Origin of the sequence: Novosphingobium sp., from assembly GCF_049240505.1 — a bacterium.
Classification (GTDB): Bacteria; Pseudomonadota; Alphaproteobacteria; order Sphingomonadales; family Sphingomonadaceae; genus Novosphingobium.
In genome coordinates, this window is record NZ_JBMLSM010000008.1 from 1 (window position 1) to 4,496 (window position 4,496).

Below are 4,496 nucleotides of genomic sequence, written 5' to 3' on the forward strand. Positions count from 1 at the left end.
CAGGCCGGCGCGGCAGCTGACGCAGAATTGCAGGGTGCTGACCGCTTGTCGCCGGATGTGCGGGGAGCCGATCATGACGATGGCTTTGCGCTTGCTCCGAGCGCATCCGTCCCGGGGTCTACGATGCCCCACATGATAGTATCGAATGCAGACCTCTCCGGAGGCATGCCAGGTGGCGGCGAAATTCTTCTGTCAAAGCCGACTATAGGATATCTGCCCGTTGCACTTGACGGTGATGTCATCACGCAGTTGTCGGTGCAGTCCTTTAGCCAGGTTTCTGCAGAGAGATTGACCAGCGCGTCCACTGCGCCTTCTTCCGAGCTCCAAATGCCTGGGGATTTGCCTGTCCTCCTCGGTGCCGGGTCCGCCCTGCCTCTCGACCAGGAGCCACTTCCCCTTGTTCCGGAGCCTGCTCCGGCAACCGCGCCTGCTGCTCTGCGCTCGCGCGACCTTGGGCCTGGCGAGGCTGCAGGCTTGGCATTGGCAAGCACCGGCTTGGCGTTGGTCGAGGATCATTCCGCAGGTGCCACGGACGATGTGGCCGGGTTGGGCACCGGAAGCCTTGCTGCTTTTTCAGACCAAGTAGGGCGGGTCCAACGGCGGCTTTCCAATACCGCAGCCGTCTTGCGCGCGGCGACCGGGAAATCTTCGCGCGGTCTCCCGACTGCTTCATCTGTTCCCAGCAATATCGCGGGCAGCCAAGCTGAAGTCCGCGGGGCTGTGATCTTCGCGTTGAGCAGCAATGATGGACATGCAATTGCCACCGCTTTGACGGCTCCACGGCTTGTTCAGCTTCGCTCGCTCATCGCGGCACTCAGTGACCGGTTTGAGGCGCCCGAACTGCAACGTATGAACGCCTCCAGTGCAGCCGATGTCTTCGTGCCGATCGACCTATTGGAATCGGCAGGGATCGTACTGGGTGAGAAGCTTGATGGCGTGGATCCTCTGGGCAAGCAGCCCGTATCCAATTGGGCCATGCTGCAATCCCAGCCCGCGAGCGGCGGAGCAGGGGAGGGCAGGGGCGCGCTAGGTGGCGGACTTGGCGATCTGGGACTCAAGCGAAGCTTGACGGCGACCGCCTCCGCCGGGTTCGACAGTAACCCCTTCCTGTCACAATTGGCTAATCCTGAAGCCGCCTCGTTGCGCCTCCAGCTTGCGCCAGCCCTGTCGCGTTCGAGCGAGCGCGGCACCTTTCGCCTGACTGGTCGCCTCGAGCATATCGAGTACTTGGGGCAGTACGATTCCCTTCAGAACTTTGGTGCCGATCTTGCGGCAAGCCGGAAGCTCAACGAGCGCCTTACTGTCGATGGGGGGCTCATATTCCGGAGCGATTTTCTCGCGACCAACCTTGGCAACCCCTTCGGCAACGATGAGACGGTGACAGGTAATCCCGCCCCTCCGACTGGGAACGACGTCACGATCCTTGGTCAGGGTCAGAGACGGACGCAGTATGGCGTTGATGGAGGCCTGACCTATGACTTGAGCGTCCGCGACCAGCTTCGCTGGTCTGTTTCAGGCCGAGCGGACCGGTTCGGTTCGGCGAACCTCGTTGACTCGAATTTTCTCGCGCAGCGTTTGCAGTACTCGCGCCTGCTTGACGAGGACATCACCATCGGTGCGGCAATTGATGCCAACCTCATCGATTTCACTGGATCCGGCCTGGACGGTGCCCAGACGGTCTCCCCCCAACTCCAGGTGAATGCAGCGCTGACCCCGCGCCTGACCCTGTCGGCAAGTGTGGGTCTTGCGGTGACGCGGCTTGAGTTCAACGGACTTGAAGACACCACCACGGCCCTCGCGGGCGATGCGTCGCTGTGCCGCAAGGGCGAACGCAGCAGTTTCTGCATCAACGGTTCACGGCAAGTGCTGCCGGCGGCGATCGGTGGAGCGCTCCTCCAAACCACCGCCGGATTTTCCTATTCGTTGAGGCTGTCCGAGCGGGACACTGTGCAGCTGAGTGGCAATTATGCCACCGCGTCGCAGCCAATTGCGGCTACGGTGGGCGATTTCGAGAGTATCAACGGTTTCGCGCGCTACGAAAGGCAATTGAATGAGCGCATGCGTCTTTTCGTCACGGGTGGGATCTTGAACACCGCTGGTAACCTGCCGACAAGTGTCTCGAACGTACAGGGCCTGATTGGCATCACCATGAATTTCGGACAGACACGATGAGAGATGACGACTTTGGCGGGATGGAGCCGCAGGGCGGGAATCTGCTGGCGCATCTCCCTGCGATTCTGAAGGATCGCTATCTACTCGTTGTTATACCTACCATTTTGCTGGCCATCGCCGGTGTTGTTGCGGCTTTTACCCTGCCGGCTGTCTATCGTTCGACCAGCACCTTGCTCGTGGAATCGCCGCAGCTTCCCGAAGACGTGCTCGGCGAGCAGGGTGTCGATATTGTAGATCAGCGCATCGCCAAGTTTCGCCAGCAGGTTCTCAGCCGGCCACGGCTGATCGAACTGATCCAGAAGCACCGGCTCTACACGGACGAGCGCAGTTCCAAGTCTCTTTCGGAAATCATCGAGGAGATGCGTGACGCGACCAAGATCGAGCCCGTCTCGGCCCAGTTCCAGCGATCGAACAACGGACGCTCGACGACGATCGCCTTCTCGCTGAGCTTCGATTACAAGTCGGCTTCAGAGGCGCAAGCGGTCGCACAGGACATGACCGAACAGGTCCTGCTTCTCGACGCGACCAAAAGCTCTGAGCAAGCAGGCAGCACGGTCCAGTTCCTGAGCGATCAGGCGACCGCATTGCAAAGCCAGATCAGCGAAGCCGAGAACCTGATTGAACAGATCAAGGCGCAGAACGGCCTTGCGCTCTCCAATCCGGGCATGTTGGCGATGGGCGGGACGGGCGGCAGCTACGATGTCCAGATAATTGCACTCCAGCGCGATAACGCGCTTTTGCGCGCACAACGCGATGCCCGTGAGACCGCCGCGACGCGCGACCCGATCGTGGCTGCAGCAGAGGCCGATCTTGCGGCCGCTCAAGCACGTTACTCCGAGAACCATCCGGACATTGCAATCGCCAAGCGTCGTCTTCGAGAGGCTGAGCGGCTTGCCGTGAACAATCAGGCGAAACAGCCGGCAGACACGGTTGACCAGCAGATCGCCGCAAACAACGCGCAAATTGAAGCGCTTCGCAACATCCGCGCGCAGGAATTGGGAAGACTTTCAAGTGCGCAGTCCGCAATGGCGCAGGCGCCGCTTGTTGAGCAGCAGATCGCTCAGGAGCAGCAGAAGCTCGACCTTTTGAACGAGCAGTATCAGGCGGTTTCAACCCGCCTGATGCAGGCACAGGGCACCGCACGGGCTGAGACCGAACAGAAGGGTGAGCGCCTTTCGGTTATTGATCCGCCCGTCGTTGCGGATGATCCCATGTCCCCCAATAGACCGCTGCTTATCGCGGGCGGCCTTGCCGCAGGGCTCGGCGCGGGACTACTGCTGGCTTTGGCGGCCGAGCTCTTCTTCCGCCCAATCCGGGACATGGCAGACATCCGCCTCGTGACCGGGGTCATGCCGCTGGTATCCATTCCCACCATTGCAAGGCCAAAGCCAAGTCTTTTGGACCGTCTCAAGGCGCGGTTTTCCCGACGGCGGTACCGGCCCGGAGTAGACGACCTGGAGTAGGCAGTCCGACTGGCGCTTAGGGTCCGGTCTCACCGGCTTGCAGATTTGGTGGAGCAACATTCGTTGGAACGAAACATGGAAATGGCTACGATCCCAATGCCCGAACCCAGCGAGCAGTTGCTCGGGTTTACAACGGGGGACGTGAGGGCGAGGCCCTTCAAGCTGCTTCGCACAATGCTTGGTCGCGAACTGTCACCAGGCAAGGCCAACCTGATCGGTATCACTTCGGCATCGCCCAATGCCGGGAAGTCCTTCACTGCCTCCAATCTCGCCGCAGCGATGAGCAGTATCGCCAGCCATAATGTCATTCTTGCAGACCTGGACCTGCAGCGCGCCTCGATCGCCGAGATTTTCGGGATCGAGGAGGCACCAGGCCTTGCCGATTATCTGAGCGATGATGCCGTATCGCTGTCTCAGGTCATGCGCCGTGTCGGCGACACGCACCTGGCCGTTGCGCCGACGCTCCGTCGTCCGGTTGATTCAGCAATGCTGCTAGCCGGAGACCGCTTTAAGGGCTTGATTGACGTGTGGAGGGAGGATCCAGACCATCCGACAGTCATTTGCGACCTGCCTCCGCTTTTCGTCAGCGATGACGCAATGCTGATTGCCAAGCATCTCGACGGTGTGATCATGGTTGTCGAGCAGGGTGTCACGACCAAGAAGCAGCTTGAAACATCGCTGCAGCTTCTCAATCCGGTCAAGCTCATTGGAACCGTGTTCAATCGCTTTGAAGGCGGCTTTGGAGACCCCTATGGGTATTCAGATGGGTACGGTTCCTACTACAAGTAGGGCGCAGCGCGTGATCTGCTAATAATGGCATGTGTGCGAGGGCATACGCAAAGTTTGCGGCTCTGGCACCTG

Annotated in this window: 3 protein-coding genes; all 3 read left to right on the top strand. The window is 60.2% G+C overall.

The features are described 5' to 3' along the window. The coding region (locus ACOVQ0_RS01010; protein WP_421878954.1) for a hypothetical protein at positions 1 to 2,172 on the top strand (2,172 nt) is incomplete at its 5' end. Then, the gene (locus ACOVQ0_RS01015) at positions 2,169 to 3,635 is read left to right on the top strand and encodes a GumC family protein (protein ID WP_421878957.1); all 1,467 of its coding nucleotides are present in this window, start codon (positions 2,169 to 2,171) and stop codon (positions 3,633 to 3,635) included. The genes ACOVQ0_RS01010 and ACOVQ0_RS01015, both read left to right, overlap by 4 nt. Positions 3,636 to 3,710: 75 nt before the next feature. Then, complete coding sequence (locus ACOVQ0_RS01020; protein ID WP_421878960.1) at positions 3,711 to 4,424, top strand: CpsD/CapB family tyrosine-protein kinase; 714 nt, start codon at positions 3,711 to 3,713, stop codon at positions 4,422 to 4,424. Positions 4,425 to 4,496: the final 72 nt, after the last annotated feature.